Here is a 21,095-nt window from a genome sequence, read left to right as displayed (position 1 = left end):
TTTTTGATTACACAGTCGCTATCGTTATAATTACTTTTTCCAACAGAGCTTAAGCGATGACCAAATACGTTTTTGTCACTGGTGGTGTGGTTTCTTCTTTAGGGAAAGGAATCGCAGCTGCCTCGCTTGCCGCGATTCTCGAATCCCGCGGCCTGAAAGTCACCCTCCTAAAATTAGACCCCTATATTAACGTTGACCCTGGGACCATGAGCCCGCTTCAACATGGTGAAGTCTTTGTTACTGAAGATGGCGCTGAAACGGATCTTGATCTGGGTCATTACGAGCGCTTTGTATCGGCAAAGATGCGTAAAAGTAATAATTTCACTACTGGTCAGATCTATGAATCAGTAATCAGTAAAGAACGTCGCGGTGAGTACCTTGGTAAAACTGTTCAGGTTATTCCACACATTACCAATGAGATTCAGGCGTTTGTAGAGCGGGGCGCTAAAGCAAGTCATGATGGCAATGCTGACATTGCTATTTGCGAAATTGGTGGCACGGTAGGGGATATCGAATCTTTGCCTTTCCTTGAAGCGGCGCGCCAGATGAGTATTCGCCTACCAAAGCATAGTTGCGCGTTTGTGCACCTCACTTTAGTTCCTTATATTGCCAGTGCCGGAGAACTAAAAACAAAACCGACGCAGCACTCTGTACAAAAGCTTCGTGAAATTGGCATCATGCCTACAGTCTTGTTGTGCCGAGCTGATCGCCCAATTCCTGAAGACGAGCGGTCAAAGATATCTCTCTTTTCAAACGTGCGCGAAGAAGCAGTGATTTCAGTTTGGGATGTAGATACTATTTACAAGATTCCCGAGATGCTCCAGGCCCAGGGCATGGATGATTTGATTTGTCGTGAACTCGATATTCAAGCAAAGCCAGCAGATTTATCTGTTTGGGCCAAGTTAGTTTATGAATTAGCTAACCCACAGCATGAAGTCACCATCGGTATGGTCGGCAAGTATGTTGAGTTGATAGAGTCTTACAAGTCACTCATTGAAGCTTTGCGTCATGCGGGTATTCACAATCACACGCGCGTCAATATCAATTACATTGATTCTGAGGTAATTGAGAAAGATGGCATCGATTGCCTTACGGGTTTAGATGCCATTTTGGTGCCAGGCGGCTTTGGTAAGCGTGGCACTGAGGGCAAAATTGCCGCTATTCGTTATGCCCGCGAAAACAACATTCCCTATCTAGGTATTTGCTTAGGCATGCAACTGGCAGTCATCGAATTTGCCCGTCATGTTGCTAATATTGCTCAGGCCAACAGTACCGAGTTTGACCCCGAGACCGAGAGTCCAGTTGTTGCTCTCATTACAGAATGGGTTGATCGCGAAGGTCGTGTTGAGAAGCGCACTAATGAATCCGATCTGGGTGGAACGATGCGATTAGGTTCACAGCGCTGCCCAGTAAAAGCAGGCACTTTAGCTCATGAAATCTACGGAGCTGAAGTAAACGAGCGTCATCGCCATCGTTATGAAGTCAATAATATTTATGTCCCTCGTCTTGAGCACTCTGGCTTAATTATTTCTGCTAGAACACCCAATGAGTCTCTGCCTGAAATGATGGAGCTGCCTAGCTCAATGCATCCCTGGTTCTTTGGTGTGCAGTTTCATCCTGAGTTCACCTCAACACCGCGGGATGGCCACCCATTATTTTCCGCATTCATCAAAGCGTCATTGGTCCATCAAAATGCCACTATTCAGCAAGCAGCCTAGGAGATTGATATGAGTGCATTTAAGCTGTGTGGTTTTGATGTCGGATTAAATCACCGTTTCTTTTTGATTGCGGGACCTTGCGTTATTGAGTCTGAGCAATCTGCCTTGGATATTGCAGGCGAGCTTAAAGAAATGACTAGCTCACTAGGCATCCCGTTTATCTACAAATCATCTTTTGATAAAGCCAATCGTTCATCAGGGACTTCTTTTCGTGGTCTAGGCATGGAAAAAGGGCTGGAAATTCTGGCACGCGTTAAACGCGATATTGGTGTACCCGTGTTGACTGATATTCACGACATTAGTGAAATTGCACCAGTCTCTAAAGTAGTAGATGTACTTCAAACGCCAGCATTCTTATGTAGACAAACTGATTTCATCAGGGCTTGCGCACAAAGTGGTAAGCCAGTGAATTTCAAAAAAGGTCAGTTTTTATCCCCATATGAAATGCTCAATGTAATCGACAAAGCACGTGCAGCCGCTGCCGAAGCCCATATTCCGGATCAATTCATGGTTTGCGAGCGTGGCGCTTCATTTGGGTACAACAACTTAGTTTCAGATATGCGTAGCCTAGCAATTTTGCGAGAAGCTAAGGCCCCCGTCGTTTTTGATGCCACCCACTCCGTTCAGCTTCCTGGCGGCCAAGGTATTGCGAGTGGGGGACAGCGAGAGTTTGTCCCGGTTCTGGCCCGTGCTGCTGTGGCAGTAGGAATTAGTGGCTTGTTTATGGAGACGCACCCAGATCCTTCCAAGGCACTTTCAGATGGTCCTAATGCGGTGCCATTGAATCGCATGAAAGAACTACTTGAATCTTTGGTGGCAATTGATTCAGTTGTTAAAAAATCAGGATCATTTTTAGAAGACAGTTTTAAGTAACACCTCAAATTCAAATCATTTAGGAGAAGGTGCATGAGCGCCATTGTTGACATCATCGGTAGAGAAATTTTAGATTCCCGCGGCAATCCCACTGTGGAGTGCGATGTATTGCTGGAGTCTGGCGTCATGGGACGCGCAGCTGTGCCTTCGGGTGCATCGACTGGTTCACGCGAAGCCATTGAACTCCGAGATGGCGATAAAGATCGCTATCTGGGTAAAGGTGTTCTGAAAGCCGTACAAAATATCAATATTGAGATCGCTGAATCCATCTTAGGGCTTGATGCTAGTGAGCAAGCTTTTTTAGATCACACCTTAAATGATCTGGATGGAACGCATAACAAAGCCCGCTTAGGCGCCAATGCAACGCTGGCTGTTTCTATGGCAGTGGCGCGCGCTGCAGCTGAAGAAGCTGGCCTACCTTTGTATCGTTATTTTGGCGGCTCCGGCGGTATGCAATTACCTGTTCCTATGATGAATATTGTGAACGGCGGCGCTCACGCCAATAACAGCTTGGATATTCAGGAATTTATGGTGATGCCCGTTGGTGCCCAAAGCTTTCGTGAAGCCCTGCGATGTGGCGCTGAGATCTTTCATGAGCTCAAGAAAATTTTAGGTGCGCAAGGCATGCCAACAACTGTTGGCGATGAGGGTGGCTTTGCCCCTAACTTCAAGAGTAATCAAGAGTGTTTGCAGACCATCATGAAGGCGATTGAGGGTGCAGGCTACCAAGCTGGCGAAGATGTCTTGTTAGCACTAGATTGCGCTGCTAGCGAGTTTTACAAGGACGGCAAGTATCACTTATCCGGTGAAGGCTTACAACTCACCTCCAGTGAGTTTTCAGATTACCTTGGTAATTTGGCCGACCAATTCCCTATCGTGTCGATTGAAGATGGCATGCATGAAAGCGATTGGGATGGATGGGCTGACATCACACAAAAGCTGGGCAAGAAAATCCAGCTGGTTGGAGACGATCTCTTTGTAACCAATACTCGCATTCTTAGAGAAGGTATCGAGAAGGGTGTTGCTAATTCCATTCTGATTAAGATTAATCAAATCGGTACTCTGACTGAAACCTTTGCTGCAATTGAAATGGCTAAACGAGCCAATTACACGGCTGTGATTTCTCATCGCTCTGGTGAGACTGAAGATAGTACGATTGCTGATATTGCCGTGGGCACCAATGCTGGTCAAATCAAGACAGGGTCTTTGTCTCGGTCGGATCGCATTGCAAAGTACAACCAATTACTGCGCATCGAAGAAGACTTGGGTGATATTGCCACCTATCCAGGGAAGTCGGTTTTTTACAACTTAAAACGTTAACTGATCGCCATCTTTTAGATTATGCGTATCGTTATCTACTCTATGCTGCTATTGCTCATCGCGATACAGTATCCATTGTGGTTGGGCAAGGGTGGCTGGCTTAAAGTCTACGAGATGGAGAAACAACTTGAGTTACAGCAGGCTAAAAATAGCCTGCTGAGCTTGCGCAACGCAAAGTTAACCGGCGATGTCAAAGATCTGAAAGATGGTACCCGAGCAATAGAAGAGCGTGCTCGCATCGAGCATGGCATGATCAAAGAAGGTGAATTCTTTGTGCAGATATTACCAAGTGAAAAGCCGACCACAAATACATCTGACGGCGTTAAGCCTGAAACTACTAAGCAATAATAAGTACTATTTAATGCCCGCTAGATGGTGGTCTAGTTGCATCTGCTAAAAGATCCGTTTTGAATACTTGTCTGCAATCCACAGCATCGAAGCGGTAGGCTTTTGAACAGAAATCACATTCAGTCTCAACAACACCCTGCTCAGCAAGAATACTTTCTACCTCTTCTTCGCCTAGCATCCTCAATACATCAGCAACCTTGGTCCGTGAACAACGGCATGAAAATTGGATAGGACGGGCAGGGAAGCTGCGTACGCCATTTTCAGCGGATTCCTCCAAAAAGAGGCGGCGCAAGATGGTTTCCGGGGAAAGCGTGAGTAACTCTTCATTGGTGATGGTTTCACCAAGCGTCTGAATACGCGACCAACCCTCGGCGGCAAGTTGAGGGTCCAGATGGGCATGGCCACCAGAATCCGGTAGGCGTTGCAAAAGAAGGCCGCCCACATGCGTATCGTTCGAGGCAAGCCAAATTCGGGTATCGAGTTGTTCGGAGTTTTGCATATAAAGCGCAATTGCTTCCGCAGCACTAGTAACCGGCCTGACTATCGTGCCATGATGCTCCTGAAGGGCTACTATGCCCTGGTAAGGGGGTTGGCCTGGCTCGCGGTTAGAAGGGTCAAGAGTGATCACGAGACGGCCCGTGTTGTCTGCATCTAACAATTCGCCTAAGGTAGCATCCGGTTGAATTGTAGAGGCATCAACCGATAGCTTTACTGTAGCCCGCATGGTGAGGTCAGATTTACATTCGACCACGAGGAGCTGAATGGGGCCCTTACTTTGAGCTTGAATAATCAAGGTTCCATCAAATTTGAGGCTAGCGCTCAACAGAGTGGCGGCGCCAACGAAGTCACCAAGAATTCGTTTAACTGCAGGTGGATCATTACGGCGCTCTAAAACAGCCTGCCAGGCACTACTAATGGAAACAATTTCCCCTCGAACCGGGGCGCCATCACAGATAAATACAAGTAATTCATTCATAAGTGAAAGTATCCACTTTTTTGAGGGCGAGGGTGCTAAATGGCAAAATTCAGAGCCAACCTGAGATAATGTGATTTATGCATATACGTACACGTTTCGCCCCCAGTCCAACGGGCTTTATTCACTTGGGCAACCTCCGCAGCGCCTTATACCCCTGGGCGTTTGCCCGTCACAATCAGGGCGACTTCATCCTACGAATTGAAGATACTGATGTAGAGCGTTCCACTCAAGAAGCAGTAGATGTCATTATTGAAGGCATGGCTTGGCTTGGCTTGGATTTAGACGAAGGCCCAATCTACCAAATGCAGCGTATCGATCGTTATCGTGAAGTTGTAAAGCAAATGTTGGATGCTGGCCTAGCCTATCCCTGCTATATGAGTGAAGAGGAGCTTAACAAGCTACGTGATCAGCAGATGGCTAATAAAGAAAAGCCGCGCTACAACGGTTTATGGCGTCCCGAGCCTGGCAAAATGCTGCCGACAGTTCCCGAGGGTGTTTTACCAGTCATTCGCTTTAAGAACCCGATCGGTGGTTCTGTTATTTGGGAAGATGCCGTTAAAGGCAAAATTGAAATTAGTAATGATGAGCTAGATGATCTAGTCATCGCTCGCCCTGATGGCACCCCAACTTATAACTTTTGTGTCGTAGTTGATGATTTGGATATGACCATCACCCATGTGATCCGTGGTGATGATCATGTAAACAATACGCCCCGTCAGATCAACATCATGAAGGCGCTTGGTGGCACACCACCGGTATATGCACACCTACCCACTGTGCTCAATGATTCTGGTGAAAAAATGAGTAAGCGTAATGGTGCCATGAGTGTGCGCGATTATCAAAAGGCGGGGTACTTGCCAGAGGCAATCTTGAATTACCTTGCAAGATTAGGTTGGTCACATGGTGATGCTGAGATATTTACTAAAGATCAGTTTGTAGGGTGGTTTGACTTAGCTAGTCTTGGAAGATCTCCGGCACAGCACAACCCTGAAAAATTGCTGTGGTTAAACCACCAATATATTCAGAATGCAGATTCTGTGGTTTTGGCCGAAGCCGCTAAACCATTTGCCCATGAACTAGGCATTGATACAGAGAAGGGTCCTAACTTTGTCGAGGTCGTTGCACTCCTCAAAGATCGTGCCAATACCTTAATTGAAATCGCAGAAGGCGCAAAACTTTTCTACCTACCAGCGCCTACACATAGCGCTGAAAATATCGCCGCCAATATTCCATCGGAAATTGTTCCTGCATTAAAAGATTTGATAGTTGCAATCCAATCATCGGATCATGCAAAGTCGGCTTATGGCGCAGTTTTTAAAGAAGTATTAGCAAAGCATCAGATCAAAATGCCGGCATTAGCTATGCCTGTTCGCTACGCTTTATTTGCCACTACCCAGACGCCAGCGATTGATTCTGTCTTGGTTGTTTTGGGTAAGGAAGAGGTTATACAAAGGCTTTCCAAGGTCGTCTGATGCAGAATTTGCGCTTCGGTACAAAAATAGGATAAAATCTTGGATTGTTTTGAGTGTCTTGTAGTTGTTTTATGAGATTACGGGGGTATAGCTCAGCTGGGAGAGCGCTTGCATGGCATGCAAGAGGTCAGCGGTTCGATCCCGCTTATCTCCACCAAGCATTTAAGATAGCTGCATTAGTTTTAGTAGTAGTCCAAGTCCCCATCGTCTAGAGGCCTAGGACATCACCCTTTCACGGTGAGTACGGGGGTTCGAATCCCCCTGGGGACGCCAAAATTTTGGCTAGTTGTGAGAAGTAGTAGTTGTGACACAAGTAGCAATCGATGTACTTGGAGCGGTAGTTCAGTTGGTTAGAATATCGGCCTGTCACGCCGAGGGTCGCGGGTTCGAGTCCCGTCCGCTCCGCCAGTAGTGTTTAAAAAGCCCCTTCTTTGAGGGGCTTTTTTTATTCCTGCAGATTCTCTTTACAGCTTCTTAGTGGGTGGTGGTTTTGGGGCCGCCTTGTACAGTGGCTCTACTGCCGGCATGAGTGCAGACAATTGCTCAATTCGGGTTTCACCAGAAGGGTGGGTTGATAAGAACTCTGGGGAGCTCTTACCTTTGGTAGCCTTGATCATTTTTTCCCAAACGGTAATAGCACCCATGGGGTTGTACCCCGCTCTTGCTGCTAGTTCCAAACCAATGGCGTCTGCCTCTGATTCATTCTCTCTTGAGTTGGGTAATACGAGAACATAGTGAGCAACTTGATTTGCTGCACCAACTACCGAACCGAAACTACCTGCTGCGGCCATGGCAACATTTACCACCAGGTTCTGAGCCATCGCCTGTGAAACCCGTTCTCGACCATGCTCTCGCAAGGCATGAGCAATTTCATGACCCATAATGGCGGCAATCTCATCATCACTGAGATTCAGTTGCTCAATGATTCCTGTGTAGAAGGTAATCTTTCCGCCAGGCGCACAAGTCGCGTTCAGAACAGGTGCATCTATTAAGGTGAGACGCCAGTCCCATTGCTTTGTATCGTCACGAAACGCTTCAGTTTGAGGAATTAAGCGATTAGCAATAGTCTTAAGTCGATCAAAAGTCGGCCCCGATGTTACCAAGACATTTTTCTCTTTTGCTTTTTGATTTTGTTCGTTATAGCTAACGGTAGAGAGACGATCAACTTCAGCGGAAGAGATCATCATGAATTGAGAGCGATTGACACCAACTGCCCCAGGGCGAGTAGTGTTAGCACAAGCCGAGAGGAGAGTAGAAAATGCAAGAAGCAATAATAGCTTGGTATTGAAGAAGCTTATATTGAGCCCTTGCATTTACAGCACATTTCTTTTGATGCTACTTCTTCTTCGGAGTGGTGATCGATGCAGCCATGGCATCAAAGTAAATCACCTTAACCTGCTCGCCAACATTTGCGTCGGCTAAAAGCTGTGGGTTTTTCACGGTTACTACAGTGACCTTACCGCTCGGACCCTTAACTGAAACCAGCTTCTTAGCGCGATCCACGGCAACGATATCGGCGATGATAGTGGTGGTATTGCTAATTGTGCGTGTTGGCTTTTCACCGGCTTTTGAAGTCGCTTCTGATGATGTTTCAACTTTACTGCGAATACCATCGCTCTTGGTTTTGATCAACTCAATTGCAACAGCAAGCTCATAGGTCACATTGAGGCGATCACCTTTTTTAATCTGATCAAAGTTTTTGATCTCAGGGCCGGCAATAAACTTAGATTCACCATCATTGTTTTGAAAGAAAATCGTACGTGTTTTCTTATCAATCTTAGTAACAGTGCCCTCATAAAGCTGGAAAACAGTGTCCGTCATTGCTGCATCAACCACAACAGCATTTGCCGCAACGGGGGTCTGAGCCATTACTAATGCTGGGCCTGCAAACAAGGCGGCAACGACGAGGGTAATTGGGGCGAATTTCATTTTCATGGCTTTCCTTAGTATTGAGTAGTTCTATATCAATATTAGCGTATTTTCAGCCCCAAATTTGCATTAAGTAGCAGTGTTTGACAGCTAAGGAAACTTATGGGCTTCTTTGATAACATCAACACCTTACATAGAGCAATAAACCAAAGGAATCAAATGCCCCGTTTTGCCGCCAATCTCACTATGCTTTTTAATGAAGTCCCATTCTTAGAGCGCTTTGCGCTAGCGAAAACTGGAGGCTTTACCGCAGTTGAGTTCCTTTTTCCGTATGCCTATGATGTGCAAGAGATTAAATCTGCTCTAGATAACAACGCTTTAAAGTTGGTTTTGCACAATTTACCTGCGGGTGACTGGGATGCAGGAGAGCGTGGTATTGCCTGCTTGCCAGATCGTATTGAAGAGTTTCGCTCTGGAGTGACTAAGGCCATTGAGTACGCTTCTGTCCTTGGCGCCCCCCAATTAAACTGCCTTGCTGGGAAAGCCCCAGCAGGAGTTGATTCAAAAGTGTTACATGACACCTTGGTGGGTAATCTTCAATATGCAGCCAGTGAGCTTAAAAAAGCTGGCCTCAAACTTCTCATTGAGCCGATTAATACTTTTGATATCCCTGGCTTTTACCTCTCTAAAACAGAGCGGGGTATTGCCATTCTGGACGCTGTTGGTTCAGATAATGCTTACTTACAGTACGACATCTACCATGCCCAGCGCATGGAAGGGGAGCTGGCTAATACGATTCAGAAGCACTTAAGTCGTATTGCACACATCCAGCTGGCTGATAATCCGGGCCGCAATGAACCTGGTACCGGTGAAATTAATTACGCCTACTTATTTGATCTCTTAGATCGTTTAGGCTATTCAGGTTATATCGGCTGTGAATACAAGCCCCTTAAAACTACTGCAGCAGGTCTAGGATGGATGGGTCAATACGAGCAACATTGATCATGTAATACAGCTGACATCAATTCACATTAAAAATTAATACATTAGGAATGCAGTCATGAGTAAATTAAAAATCGGTTTTGTTGGTCTAGGTATTATGGGTGCCCCAATGGCAGGCCATTTGGTTGCTGCAGGCCATGAAGTGTTTGTCAACACCCGCAGCCAGGTTCCTGCAGAACTTGCCAATAGCGCAGCAATTATTTGCGCTAGCCCTACAGAGGTGGCGCAAAAAGCAGACATCATTATCACGATGGTGCCCGATACCCCCGATGTAGAAAAAGTTCTGTTTGGCGAGCACGGTATTGCTGCTGGTTTAACCCAGGGCAAGATTGTGGTGGATATGAGCTCAATTTCTCCAATTGCCACAAAAGTATTTGCCCAAAAAATTAATGCTCTTGGGTGTGAATATGTAGATGCTCCCGTTTCCGGTGGTCAGCTTGGTGCTAAAGGTGCAACTCTCACTATTATGGTGGGTGGTAGCGAAGAAACCTTTACTAAGGTAAAGCCTGTCTTTGAGTTAATGGGTAAGAACATTACTTTGGTAGGCGGCAACGGTACTGGTCAAATCACTAAGGTAGCCAATCAAATCATTGTGGCCTTAAATATTGAAGCCGTTGCTGAAGCGCTGGTATTCGCTTCTAAGGCAGGTGCTGACCCAGCCAAGGTTCGTGAAGCATTGATGGGCGGCTTTGCTAGCTCCAAGATATTAGAAGTGCATGGTGAGCGCATGATCAAAAGAACCTTTGATCCGGGCTTTAGGATTGAATTGCATCAAAAGGATCTTAATCTTGCACTGAGCAGTGCTAAGGCTTTGGGCGTCTCTTTGCCTAATACCGCAACTGCCCAAGAGCTATTGAACTCCTGCAGCGCACATGGTGGTAAGGCTTGGGATCACTCTGCTATGGTGAAAGCCCTTGAGAAGATGGCCAACTTTGAAATTGGTCAGAAAGTTTAAGAGATTTCATGCGCAAAACTCTACTCGTTTATCTTCATGGCTTTCGTTCATCACCGAATTCAAGCAAGGCGGTCATGACTGGGAAGGCGGTGCAGGCACTGTCGACGGCCAGTGATCTATATGAATGGTATTGCCCGCAATTACTCGCTTCGCCGAAAGAGAGTATGAAAATGGTAGTCAAGCATATTGATCAATCGAGCGCTGACCGTGTAGTGATTATTGGGTCCTCCTTGGGTGGCTTTTATACCAACTACCTTGCCGAGAAATACCAATGCAAGGGTGTTGCTCTCAATCCTGCAGTGTATGCCCCAAGAGAATTGGAGCCTCATGTCGGTATGATGACCGCTTACGATAGCGAGGAGCCGTTCGACTTTAAGGCCGAGTACATTGAAGAGCTTCGAGACTTACAAGTACATGCAATTTCAAATCCAGTACGTTATTTCTTAATCGCAGCTAAGGGCGACGAGTTACTCGACTGGAAGGAAATGGTGGCTTTTTATTCAGGAGCCAAGCAACTTGTTTTAGAGGGTAGCGATCATGGTATTGCTGACTATGCAAACCACTTGCCAGCAGTAATTAAATTTATCGAGCATTGATTTTGTAATGGATGCATCTGGCAAGTTCATTCAATTTATTCGCAGAAGATCGCTGTGGATATTGGTGGCTGCCATCGTCATTTCAGTTTTTGGGCATTTGATTGTATTTTTTGGCTTGCCATTTTTCTCGCTCGGTAGTGCGCCTCCTATTCCTGAAGATTTGATTATCAAAACAGAGCTTCGAGTAGAGCCCCTTAAAAAGATTCTGCTCACGAGTGCGCCAAAAAAGAAAGCGCAGCCCAAAACCTCATCATCAATCTCTGCTGATCCTCTACCAGATTCAAATGGTGAGGGGGTAGGGAAGTCTGGCGCCTTAGGCAATCAATCTGGACAAGCTTTTCGCCTTCCTGAATCTGGAACGTTTTATTTTGATGCTTATCTTGATGGGCAAATACTTCAAACGGCACAACTTGATTGGATCACCGAGGGCAACAACTATCGCCTCTACATCAATATCCCTTATGCGGTAGTTGGGCCATTTGTATTCGAATCTCGCGGCTCTGTTGATGCATATGGCATAGCGCCATCGATTTACTGGACACAGCGGGGTACAAAACCACCACGGTTCTCTCGCTTCGATCGAGATCAAAATGGGGCAGGGAAGATGTATTTCTCAGAGAAGCCTGAATTTACCCCTGATTTACTTCCAGGCACCCAAGACCGATTTAGTCTGATGTTTCAACTTGCCTCTCTACTCAATGGCAGCGATCAGATTGACGAGGCTGGAAGTATTCGAGGTATACCAGTTGTCGACTATGACACCTTAGAGATGTGGCAGTTTAAAAGTTATGGTGAGAAGGATTCGGAAGATATTCCGAGCCTCGGTAAGTCAGTTAACCGCCATTACGCCTTAATGCAACGTGAAAGCAGTCCTTATAAGCGCCAGGTAGATATTTGGCTGGCTAAGGATCTGGATTGGCTACCAGGAAGAATGCGCTCTCTAGAGTCCAATGGACGTGTTCTAGAGCTAGTATTCAAGCAGAGAGCACCTGTTGATAAAGCAAAGCTCTTCAACTAACGCTCAGAAGTAGACAGGCCTAGAATCCAGTGCCTGATTTTGGGCTCTTATTGGATCTGCCAAGTAAAGCGCCCATCATTGAGTAAAGCGCTGCACCAGACATGGAGACGGCAAAAATACCCGTGAAGGAGATGATGATGGGCAAGATTCTCCATTGTTCAGATAAGTTGTAGGTGCCAAATCCAACCGTGGTGTACATCTCGCCGGCGAAATAAAAAGTTTGGGGATTAGTGGGAAACACTTGCAAAGCAACGCAGACATAAGCCCACGCAACGATTTCTGACAAATGACTGGCAATAATTAACAAAATAGCCATGAAGTACGAGAGGAAATTAGCTCCATAAACGCGCTTGTTTTCAAGCTTACTATCAAGCCAATGGAATGCACCTGCAATCATCAATACAGCTAAACCATGAAATGTCAGCATCAAACAGGCCAAAACCAACACGAACCAGATCTCACTATTACCCATATCTGTATTAATTTCAGCAAACAGCGTGCTGAAACTGGGTAAATTGTTCAGGCCGGGAAGATTTGTTATGTGTTCAAATATGGACATGAATTACTAGAGATTAGGGCCGGCGTATTGGTGTAATTTCTTATTTGACATAATAATGATTATACGCAGGTATAGCATATGATATTTATGTAGGAGACTTCTTTGGACCGCCTGGATATGGCTCTTTGTAAAGCTTCTGCCAGCGTGACATTAAGCCCTCACGAATATCGTCTTTACTGAATAATGTTGCAACATCAATCGCTGAATAACCTTCATGATTGCGCATCCGTAAATCAGCGCCGTTGTCCAATAAGAATTTTATTAATTGATCATTACCTGAGCCAACAGCCATCATTAGAGGCGTTGTTTCGCTCTGACTCAATGCATTTACTTTCGCACCTTTAGATACTAGGAACTCGGCAACACTCAATTTTCCGGTAGTACAGGCGTAATGCAATGGAGTCCAACCAGTCTTATTGATCTCAGCTTTGTTTTTAAGTACCAAAGTCTCCACTAGAGGCAATTGACCTTCAATAGACGCCATCATGAGTGGGTTTTCGCCATTCTGGTTGGTTAAATTGACGTCAATTGTTTTATTAGTAAGAAGTAAATCTGTCACCTTAAGCGACTGATCACGTATAGCTAGGATCAACATTGGGTTACCCTTAGGATCCAGGGTATTTGGACTAACTCCCGCTTTAATGAGAGCTTGTACCTCAGAAACATCATCAAACTTAGCCGCTTTTGTGAAATCGGTAATTTGAGCTGCAGTTTGGGCAAAAGCTGCACTAGAGATACTCAGCAAGCTAGCATTAATTAGCTGATTTAATTTAAACGGAATTCTCATGATAATGCTCTATTTAATTGAAAACATTGGAAAAAATTACTTGAAGTTTGCTCAGCCAATCTTTCTACAGTCACACCTTTGAGATCGGCTACAAATTCACCCACCTTAGAAACCCAAGCAGGCTCATTAGTTTTACCGCGATATGGAATTGGCGCCAAGTAAGGAGAATCTGTTTCGATCAACATGCGCTCTAAAGGCACCTGCCTGCAGGTTTCTTGCAAGTCTTTGGCGCTCTTAAAGGTCACGATGCCTGAAAAGGAAATAAAAAATCCCATATCAATCGCCGCTTTGGCCATTTCAGTGGTTTCTGTGAAGCAGTGCATTACCCCACCAATGCGATCTGCACCCTCCTCTTTTAGTATCCTCAGAGTATCCTCAGAGGATGACCGAGTATGAATAATCAAGGGCTTACCAGAAGCAATAGATGCTCGAATATGGGTCCGAAACCGCTCTCTTTGCCACTCCATGGACTCGTAACTGCGATCACCCATGCGGTAGTAATCAAGCCCTGTTTCACCAATGGCGATTATTTTCGGATGCTTGGCTTCCTCGACCAAAAACTCAAAAGTAGGCTCTGGTGTGTCTTCATAATCAGGATGGACCCCAACAGAGGCAAACAAATGATGATGATCCTCAGCTAATTTGCGAACCTTTGGAAAGTCAGGAATATCAACCGATACGCAAAGGGCATGACTCACTTTGCTTGCGGCCATATTCTCCAAAACCTCAGGTAAACGGGATTGAAATTCAGGGAAATCGAGGTGGCAATGGGAGTCTATGAACATTGCTGACCATTTTAGTCTTCAAATACCTGTTGGTATTGAGAAAGTAGGGCCTCCAATTGAATACGGGTAGCCAGAGGGTGATTTTCATGGCGGCGCGCCTGAATGAGAGACTTCCAAAAACGCAGTAGCTTGGATAGGCGCGCTTGTTTTGCAAGGGCAACTAGAGAGGCTTGGTGTTTAGGATAATAACGAGGGTTGCCCATTTGCACGCAACTTTGTAAGTCAGAAATCCAGCGTTGCATAGTCGCCAATAAAACTGCATAACGCGCTTTTTGAATCTTATCAGCGGTATCCAACCAATTCATGCGAGCGCCCTGCGACATTGCTTGCAATAAATATTTTGAAGCTTGGATACTAATAGTGAGCTCGTCTTTATCATCCTGAAGATGACGGGCAATTAAAGAATCTAAAACTGCATATGGCGCCCCACCCTGCTCGTCATAAATAGATTCAACATCCGTATCACTTATTTTTAACCCGGGCACATTATTCAATTGAGCGCGTAACCAATGTAATCCACTGACACGATCTGGTCTTGGTGCTGATAGCAAACGACAACGAGAGCGAATGGTTGGCAAAACTCGATCAAGGCGGTCAGCCAACAAAATAAAGATTGTATTTTTGGGCGGCTCTTCAAGAGACTTCAGTAAGGTATTTGCTGAGTCAGACCTTAGCATTTCGAGTGGATAAACCAATATCACTCGATTGCCTCCGCGATGTGAGCCAATCGAAAGACCTTCAATTGCGCTACGAGCATCCTCAATAGAAATACTTTTCTTTTCCTTTTTCTCTGGTGAATCACCATCGGCATCACTTTGGCTAGCCTTCGATTTTTTAGGCGTATCGACATCGGTATCAAAGTCACCATGAGGCAATAGTTTGCGATGTGTTTCTGGTACCAGCGCAATAAAGTCGGGATGATTACCGGAGTCAAACCAGCGACAGCCCTCACATTGATTGCAGGGTTTGGCTGAAGCCGAAGCCTCACACAATAGTGCCTTAGCTAACTCGATTGAAAATTCAAACTTACCAATACCTGATTGACCATGAATCAATACTGCACTTGGAAATGCGGATAGGTCGATACCATTCCAAATGGGTTCAAGCCAGGGTGCTATTTTCTTATCAGAGATTTCTGAAAACATTGCATCACCCATTTAGAGCTTGATCTCTAATGACTTAAGCTCATTCCAGATCGCTTCTGGGTTTTGAGTAGCATCGACTAAGTGAAAGCGCTGAGGGTCTGCTTTTGCTCTGCGTAAATATTCTTGACGTACTTTTTCAAAGAAATCTAAATCCATCTGCTCAAACTTATCTGGGACACGGACTTTAGATCTTCTGGCTTCAGCAATCGAGCCTGGCAAATCAAATAAAAAAGTGAGATTGGGTTGAAGCAAAGTGCCATCTGAACGCCCTTGAACCCATTTTTCTAAACTATTTAACTTTTCTAGACTTAAGCCACGTCCACCACCCTGATAGGCAAAGCTGGCGTCTGTAAAGCGATCGGATATCACGATGCTACCGGCCATCAATGCCGGCTCTATTACTTGTGCAATGTGCTCACGACGTGCGGCAAACATTAATAATGCTTCAGTTTCTAAATTCATAGGAGCATCTAGCAATAAGGCGCGTAATTGCTCACCTAATTGAGTGCCTCCTGGCTCTCTAGTCACAACAATATTGCGCTCTGGATAACGCTCTTTCATCAGCTTAGCGAAGGATTCAATATGCGTGCTCTTACCAGCACCATCGATGCCTTCAAAGGTAATAAAGTAACCTAAAAATTGATCTGTCATAACTAGGGTTTTGAGTATGTTTTGGTAGGACTGCGTTTTCGTTGGAATTGATCAACTGCCTTTTCATGCTCTTGCAAGGTTTTGGAAAAATGACTACTGCCATCGCCTCGAGCCACGAAATAAATAGCATCGCTTTTTGCTGGATGAATAACCGCGAGGAGGGACTCCTTACTCGGCATTGCGATAGGGGTTGGTGGCAAACCTTTGTTCATATAAGTATTGTAGGGACTGTCTTTGCGAAGGTTAGCTTTTCGAAGGTTGCCATCAAAGTTCGGGCCAATGCCATAAATGACTGTTGGATCTGTCTGTAGCGGCATTTTTAAGTTGAGGCGGTTGATAAATACTGCGGCTACTTGGGATCGATCGCTTGACCGCCCAGTCTCTTTTTCGACAATCGAGGCCAAAATGAGTAATTCGTAAGGGTTTTTTAAGGGGCTAGTCGCCTCTTTTTGCTCCCAAGCTGTATTCAATTGCTTTTGCATAGCTTGAGAAGCGCGTCTATAAATGGAAAGATCGGAGTCATCTGGGTCAAAAATATAGGTATCTGGATAGAAAAGCCCCTCATCACCGGGATAAGAAAGGTTTAAGGCCTGCAATAGCTCCTGAGAACCCATACCTTTAGTTTGATGGATTAGCGCTGGATGTGCGTCAATTATTTTCCTGAGTTGCCAAATAGTCATGCCGGGAATAATCGCAATACTTTCCCGAACACGGTCACCCCGAGCTATTTGCAATAGGATGATCCCTAGGCTCGCGTGGGTTGGCAGCAGATAAGTCCCCGGCTTCAGTTTTGAGCCCACGAAAAGCCCTCTTGCAGCCAACTGAAAAATCAGAGCATTCGATGGAATACCTTGGTCAGATAACTGTTGCGAAATCGCGCTTAAGCCTGATTGAGGGGCTATTTTTACCCTGTAAACGCTATCTGCTGAGCTATTACTTGCAATAGGAACAACGGGAATTAAAAAAATTGCTCCGTAGAAAACGCTGATAAGACCCAGCAGATAAATCAAGTAAGTTCGCCAAGACCCTCTACCATTGGTCCTTTTTAAAAAGAGACTTTTTCTCTGAAATTTTCCGCTCATCAAGCTATGATAAAAGCTCATGACGCTCAGCTCGAAAAATCACACTATGCCCAATACCCACCTGAACTCCGGAATTACCGCACTTTCTGATTGGGGTTTGATCTTGGTGGAAGGCCCAGATGCTGCTGCTCTACTTCAAAATCAACTGAGTAATTCTGTTTTGGGCCTGAAGCGAACCATTCCCGGTGAAACTGCTGAGGGTTCTGATGCGGTCCGCCTGATCGGCTACTGCAACCCAAAAGGCCGTCTTTTGGCTAGCGCTTGGCTAGCTCTCTGTCCTGAATCGATAGAATCAGATGATCGTTTTGCCCTCTTTATTTCTAAAGATATCGCGGCTAGTACGGCAAAACGGCTATCGATGTACGTCCTGCGATCAAAAGTAAAAGTACTTGATGCTTCAAATGATTGGGAGGTTTGCGGCGCCTATCAAGAAAATCAAGTGGAAGACCTCATTTCTACACCTAAACACTCACTCGCATTACAGATGCCCGATGTATTGAGTGGCAATCAGTTATTCAAGCGTGTACTGATTGCTCAAAAGAAAACCGAATCTGATTCACTAAAAACCGATGAATCTGCTCTAGCGCACTGGAACTCATTGGAGGTACTAAGCGCAATCCCCCGCATTGTTTCAGCTACCCAAGAACAATTTGTTCCCCAGATGGTGAACTTTGAATCTGTTGCAGGTGTGGATTTCAAGAAAGGTTGCTATCCGGGTCAAGAAATCGTTGCCCGCAGCCAATATCGTGGCGCTGTAAAGAGAAGGCTACAGCTCGCACACAATGCATCAAGCCTGTCCTCAAAGGAATTAGCTAAACCGGGTATAGAGTTGTTTCATGAGGCTGATGCTGCCCAGCCTTGCGGTATGGTAGTACTTGCAGCATTAAACCCGGACCACCCTGATCGCATAGACTTTCAGATCGAATGCAAGCTCGATGCCTTAGTTGCTGGAGAAATTCATCTAGGTAGTAGTGATGGCCCCGTGTTAAAAATGGAATCACTACCCTACCCTTTGATAGAAATTTAACTCGATCTCATCAACTTTTATTTTTTATGTGCCTCATTCTCTTTGCTTGGAAATCACATCCAGACTATCCATTAGTGGTAGCTGCGAATCGAGATGAATTCTACGAGCGCAAAACTGAGCCCATGGGATGGTGGCCGGAACACCCGCACGTCTTAGCGGGGAAGGATCGGGCAGATGTCTTAGGTAGCCCGGGCACTTGGCTTGGTTTTACAAAGACAGGTCGCTTCGCAGCGCTTACTAATGTAAGGGCGCCTAGTGAAAAAAAACCTGATGCACGCACTCGTGGGGAGTTGAGTTTGCGCTACCTGACGGGGCAACATAAACCCCATGCCTACATTCAAGAAAATGCCAAACAGTTTGAGCAATACAACGGCTTTAATCTCTTAATGGCGGATCTTAGCGATCCAGAAAATGCAGAAATGCATTGGGTTAGCAATCGCCTGATGATGGGGCAAAATATTCGCCCAAGAAAAGTTTTTCCTGAGCAGGCCTTAAGTCCTGGGGTATATGGTCTATCGAATGCCATGCTCGACACACCCTGGCCCAAAGTCAATCACCGGGTTGCAGCTTTTGCTCAGACGCTAGCAATGGATAGTGGTCAACTCAAGAACTCCGATCACTATTTACGCCTCTTGGCCGACACGCATGAGGCAAGTCCGCAAGAGTTGCCTAGTACCGGCGTCAATCCAGATTGGGAGAGGGCTTTATCTGCTGCATTTATTAAGACACCCTCTTACGGAACACGTTCAAGTACCATTTTGCGGGTACGCAAAGATGGTCAATTTGAAATGGTAGAAAGGCGCTTTGATGTCAATGGCACAGTAGGCCATGACGTTGTTACTGGAGAACTGAGCGCAGTACCAGGATCAAACCTTTCAGTCTAGACATTCAATACCCGCCAAATCGTTACTTCTGGCGTGAGTCCGCATTGACGACCCGTTCCCCACTCGCATTTTTGCTAGCTAATCGCTTTAAAAATTGAAAAGTTCCTGTTGACATACAGCAGACCTCACCCTGATCGTTGTAAAGCTTAGCCTCACAAAAAGCCATTGTGGCAGTACGACGGACAGTATCTGCTTTGACGCGCAAAACACCATTGGCGGCTTGCATGAAATTATTTTTCATCTCGACTGTCACAACACTGCGATCATCGGGATCACTAGACCTAGCGGCAACAGCCATAGCAACGTCCATTAGGGTGAGCAATACGCCACCATGGGCCACATCCCAAGTGTTTGTGTGTTCTGGCTTTAAGGCGAGGAGTATTTCGCCCTTACCCATTTCAGCGCTAATTAGACGCACCCCTAGTAACTTTAAAAAGGGGACATTAAGCTCTTCGCCCAGATTGGCAAGCTGAGTTGCCGCATTCAGTTGTACTTTATTTGTCATAGGGTCATTCTAGAGGCTTCTGCGATGCTTGTGAATTACCCATAGAATACAAATATGCCTTTTACCCTTCATGGCGATGATGTTTGCCAACCCACCAATCCCACCTCCCTTCCCAATCCCTATTGGGTCGCATTTTCGTCTTCTGCAGCTAAGCTCATACAAATGGAGCTTGGAGCCAACGGCTTACCTAGAGATCCGGAGTGGCTCCAGGTTTTGGCAGGCAATCAATTGAATGTAGGAAAGCTCTCATTTTCGAACCCAATTTCAACAGCCTACAGCGGTCATCAGTTTGGTGTGTGGGCGGGGCAATTGGGTGATGGGCGCGCCATCCTCTTAGGAGATATTGATGAATTAGAACTTCAGCTAAAAGGCGCAGGCAAGACGCATTATTCCAGAATGGGGGATGGTAGAGCAGTCTTAAGATCCTCTATTCGTGAGTTTCTATGCAGCGAAGCAATGTATGCACTCGGGATACCCACAAGTCGTGCTCTTGCTGTAGTTGGATCGAAGCAAGCTATTAGACGAGAAACAATGGAAACTGCAGCAGTGTGTTCTCGTCTCGCCCCCAGCTTCATTCGTGTTGGCCACTTTGAACACTTTGCATCGCTACAAAATACTGCTCGACTGAAAGAGTTAGCAGACCTCCTGATTGCGAAATTCTATCCAGAGTGCGGTACTGGTAAAGATTCCTATTTGAATCTATTTAAAGAGATTTCCACTCGGAATGCCAAATTAGTTGCCGGATGGCAAGCTGTAGGGTTTTGTCATGGCGTTCTAAATAGCGACAACATTAGTGCTCTAGGTCTCACTATTGACTATGGCCCTTTTGGATTTTTAGACCAATTTGAAATTGATCATGCCTGCAATCACAGTGATCATAGCGGCAGATACGCTTATCATCGCCAGCCACAAGTCATGCACTGGAATATGGCCTGCCTTGCTAGCGCAATGCTACCTTTGCTGGAATTAGAGCGCTCCAGTGATGAATCCCAGGCACTCTTGCGCACAGCCCTTGAGGCATTTCCTGTGACCTACGCTAAAGAATGGCAGCAGGCTTTTCGGCAGAAACTGGGCTTGCAATCCGAGCAGGATGGCGACATTACTTTAATTGAACGTCTAATGCAGGCAATGCACGACTCAAGCGTAGATTTTACAAACTTCTTCCGCAATCTCAGCAATATTCAAAAAGACTCTAAGACGACAGATATTATTCAGAGAAATGAGTTTATCGATCGTGACAATATTGATCAATGGTTCTCTGATTATCTCAGCAGACTTCAATCGGAAGACTTTAATGATGAGTCCAGGAAAGAGCTAATGAATCAAACAAACCCTAAATACATTCTCAGAAATCACCTTGCACAACTAGCAATTGAAAAAGCGCAGCAGGATGATTTTTCTGAGATAAATACACTTCTTCAAATACTCAGCAATCCTTTTGATGAGCAGGTAAAGTTTGATCATTATTCAAAACCACCTCCTGCAGATATGCAGCGTATTGAAGTCAGCTGTTCCTCATAATC

The 21,095-nt window shown here is 45.6% G+C and carries 22 protein-coding genes and 3 tRNA genes; 15 read left to right on the top strand and 10 right to left on the bottom strand.

All coding sequences use genetic code 11. The annotated features are described in order from the left end of the window. Positions 1-56: 56 nt before the first annotated feature. The 4 genes from pyrG to ftsB are packed head-to-tail and all read left to right on the top strand — an operon-like array spanning position 57 to position 4,259. A complete protein-coding gene (gene pyrG, locus DN92_RS05555) occupies positions 57-1,718 on the top strand; it encodes a CTP synthase (RefSeq protein WP_173960318.1) in 1,662 nt (553 codons plus the stop codon). 9 nt (positions 1,719-1,727) lie between these two features. Next, positions 1,728-2,591, top strand: a complete 864-nt coding sequence (gene kdsA / locus DN92_RS05550) for a 3-deoxy-8-phosphooctulonate synthase (protein ID WP_173960317.1) — start codon at positions 1,728-1,730, stop codon at positions 2,589-2,591. A gap of 33 nt (positions 2,592-2,624) precedes the next feature. After that, positions 2,625-3,911, top strand: a complete 1,287-nt coding sequence (eno, locus tag DN92_RS05545; RefSeq protein WP_173960316.1) for a phosphopyruvate hydratase — start codon at positions 2,625-2,627, stop codon at positions 3,909-3,911. Between the two features lie 21 nt (positions 3,912-3,932). Further along, complete coding sequence (gene ftsB / locus DN92_RS05540) at positions 3,933-4,259, top strand: cell division protein FtsB (RefSeq protein WP_173960315.1); 327 nt, start codon at positions 3,933-3,935, stop codon at positions 4,257-4,259. A 10-nt stretch (positions 4,260-4,269) separates the two neighbouring features. On the opposite strand, the gene hslO is transcribed toward ftsB, so the two are convergent. Then, a complete protein-coding gene (gene hslO, locus DN92_RS05535; protein WP_173960314.1) occupies positions 4,270-5,235 on the bottom strand; it encodes an Hsp33 family molecular chaperone HslO in 966 nt (321 codons plus the stop codon). A gap of 77 nt (positions 5,236-5,312) precedes the next feature. On the opposite strand from hslO, the gene gltX reads away from it, so the two are divergent. The 4 genes from gltX to DN92_RS05515 all read left to right on the top strand — a co-directional run bounded on the left by gltX (position 5,313) and on the right by DN92_RS05515 (position 7,115). Beyond that, complete coding sequence (gene gltX, locus DN92_RS05530; RefSeq protein WP_173960313.1) at positions 5,313-6,707, top strand: glutamate--tRNA ligase; 1,395 nt, start codon at positions 5,313-5,315, stop codon at positions 6,705-6,707. Positions 6,708-6,788: 81 nt separating this feature from the next. Next, a tRNA-Ala gene (locus DN92_RS05525) sits at positions 6,789-6,864 on the top strand. 40 nt (positions 6,865-6,904) lie between these two features. Continuing rightward, positions 6,905-6,980, top strand: a tRNA-Glu gene (locus DN92_RS05520). A 58-nt stretch (positions 6,981-7,038) separates the two neighbouring features. After that, positions 7,039-7,115 (top strand) — tRNA-Asp (locus DN92_RS05515). A 56-nt stretch (positions 7,116-7,171) separates the two neighbouring features. On the opposite strand, the gene DN92_RS05510 is transcribed toward DN92_RS05515, so the two are convergent. Both DN92_RS05510 and DN92_RS05505 read right to left on the bottom strand, forming a co-directional pair. Further along, positions 7,172-7,978 carry a M48 family metallopeptidase gene (locus DN92_RS05510; RefSeq protein ID WP_254598258.1) on the bottom strand — a complete coding sequence of 269 codons (807 nt, stop codon included), beginning with the start codon at positions 7,976-7,978 and terminating at the stop codon, positions 7,172-7,174. Positions 7,979-8,042: 64 nt separating this feature from the next. Continuing rightward, entirely contained in the window at positions 8,043-8,642 is a 600-nt protein-coding gene (locus DN92_RS05505; RefSeq protein ID WP_173960311.1) for a hypothetical protein, read from the bottom strand. Between the two features lie 153 nt (positions 8,643-8,795). On the opposite strand from DN92_RS05505, the gene hyi reads away from it, so the two are divergent. The 4 genes from hyi to DN92_RS05485 are packed head-to-tail and all read left to right on the top strand — an operon-like array spanning position 8,796 to position 12,147. After that, positions 8,796-9,578, top strand: a complete 783-nt coding sequence (hyi, locus tag DN92_RS05500; protein ID WP_173960310.1) for a hydroxypyruvate isomerase — start codon at positions 8,796-8,798, stop codon at positions 9,576-9,578. Positions 9,579-9,636: 58 nt separating this feature from the next. Beyond that, a complete protein-coding gene (locus tag DN92_RS05495) occupies positions 9,637-10,533 on the top strand; it encodes a 2-hydroxy-3-oxopropionate reductase (protein ID WP_173960309.1) in 897 nt (298 codons plus the stop codon). Between the two features lie 8 nt (positions 10,534-10,541). Then, on the top strand, positions 10,542-11,129 hold the full coding sequence (locus DN92_RS05490; RefSeq protein ID WP_173960308.1) for a YqiA/YcfP family alpha/beta fold hydrolase: 588 nt from the start codon (positions 10,542-10,544) through the stop codon (positions 11,127-11,129). A gap of 7 nt (positions 11,130-11,136) precedes the next feature. Beyond that, complete coding sequence (locus DN92_RS05485; RefSeq protein WP_173960307.1) at positions 11,137-12,147, top strand: DUF3108 domain-containing protein; 1,011 nt, start codon at positions 11,137-11,139, stop codon at positions 12,145-12,147. A 19-nt stretch (positions 12,148-12,166) separates the two neighbouring features. Here the strand turns inward: DN92_RS05485 and DN92_RS05480 are convergent, their stop codons facing one another. The 6 genes from DN92_RS05480 to mltG form a co-directional block, all read right to left on the bottom strand. Then, the gene (locus DN92_RS05480; RefSeq protein WP_217426007.1) at positions 12,167-12,706 is read right to left on the bottom strand and encodes an ion channel; all 540 of its coding nucleotides are present in this window, start codon (positions 12,704-12,706) and stop codon (positions 12,167-12,169) included. A gap of 85 nt (positions 12,707-12,791) precedes the next feature. Continuing rightward, entirely contained in the window at positions 12,792-13,493 is a 702-nt protein-coding gene (locus DN92_RS05475; protein WP_173960306.1) for an ankyrin repeat domain-containing protein, read from the bottom strand. Beyond that, a complete protein-coding gene (locus tag DN92_RS05470) occupies positions 13,490-14,278 on the bottom strand; it encodes a TatD family hydrolase (RefSeq protein WP_173960305.1) in 789 nt (262 codons plus the stop codon). Before DN92_RS05470 ends, DN92_RS05475 begins: the two co-directional genes overlap by 4 nt. An 11-nt stretch (positions 14,279-14,289) precedes the next feature. After that, positions 14,290-15,423, bottom strand: coding sequence for a DNA polymerase III delta subunit-related protein (locus DN92_RS05465; protein WP_217426006.1), 1,134 nt, complete (start codon positions 15,421-15,423; stop codon positions 14,290-14,292). 12 nt (positions 15,424-15,435) lie between these two features. Then, positions 15,436-16,074, bottom strand: coding sequence for a dTMP kinase (gene tmk, locus DN92_RS05460; RefSeq protein ID WP_173960303.1), 639 nt, complete (start codon positions 16,072-16,074; stop codon positions 15,436-15,438). Positions 16,075-16,076: 2 nt separating this feature from the next. After that, on the bottom strand, positions 16,077-17,084 hold the full coding sequence (gene mltG / locus DN92_RS05455; protein WP_254598257.1) for an endolytic transglycosylase MltG: 1,008 nt from the start codon (positions 17,082-17,084) through the stop codon (positions 16,077-16,079). Between the two features lie 91 nt (positions 17,085-17,175). On the opposite strand from mltG, the gene ygfZ reads away from it, so the two are divergent. Both ygfZ and DN92_RS05445 read left to right on the top strand, forming a co-directional pair. Beyond that, the gene (gene ygfZ, locus DN92_RS05450) at positions 17,176-18,183 is read left to right on the top strand and encodes a CAF17-like 4Fe-4S cluster assembly/insertion protein YgfZ (protein ID WP_173960301.1); all 1,008 of its coding nucleotides are present in this window, start codon (positions 17,176-17,178) and stop codon (positions 18,181-18,183) included. Positions 18,184-18,209: 26 nt separating this feature from the next. Next, the gene (locus DN92_RS05445; RefSeq protein ID WP_173960300.1) at positions 18,210-19,067 is read left to right on the top strand and encodes an NRDE family protein; all 858 of its coding nucleotides are present in this window, start codon (positions 18,210-18,212) and stop codon (positions 19,065-19,067) included. Positions 19,068-19,089: 22 nt separating this feature from the next. Here the strand turns inward: DN92_RS05445 and DN92_RS05440 are convergent, their stop codons facing one another. Beyond that, entirely contained in the window at positions 19,090-19,572 is a 483-nt protein-coding gene (locus DN92_RS05440) for a PaaI family thioesterase (protein WP_173960299.1), read from the bottom strand. A 54-nt stretch (positions 19,573-19,626) separates the two neighbouring features. Between DN92_RS05440 and DN92_RS05435 the strand changes: the two genes are divergently transcribed. Beyond that, entirely contained in the window at positions 19,627-21,093 is a 1,467-nt protein-coding gene (locus tag DN92_RS05435) for a protein adenylyltransferase SelO (protein WP_173960298.1), read from the top strand. Positions 21,094-21,095: the final 2 nt, after the last annotated feature.

Source organism: Polynucleobacter arcticus, assembly GCF_013307205.1.
GTDB lineage: Bacteria > Pseudomonadota > Gammaproteobacteria > Burkholderiales > Burkholderiaceae > Polynucleobacter > Polynucleobacter arcticus.
This window is presented reverse-complemented; position numbering and strand designations above follow the sequence as displayed.